Raw genomic sequence first — 255 nt, 5'->3', positions numbered from 1 at the left:
GGTGTTGGCCACTCACCGCCGGGGAAGCAGAGGGCATGAGTGGATCATCGACCCCTCTCACTGGGACGGCCTGCCCGACGGAACAGGACGCGCCATCAGCCATATCCTGCCGGACGACGGCACTACGGCTGTAAAGCCCATGGGGTCGATGTCGGTACTAGAGCAGTTCCTGTCAGGAATTGAGCCGGTACCGGATATTCACCGGCCGCTGGCCTCCTACGAACTCGTGGCAGGTCAGGCATCGTGAGCGAATTC

1 pseudogene is annotated in these 255 nt (G+C 62.0%); it reads left to right on the top strand.

Annotated features, from left to right (window positions below):
- A pseudogene (locus tag AC3DE3_RS17475) lies at window positions 1-247 on the top strand (hypothetical protein); the annotation flags it as partial.
- Between the last annotated feature and the right edge of the window lie 8 nt (window positions 248-255).

This window comes from Dietzia sp. IBK-p2-16D, from assembly GCF_057773085.1.
This window is presented reverse-complemented; position numbering and strand designations above follow the sequence as displayed.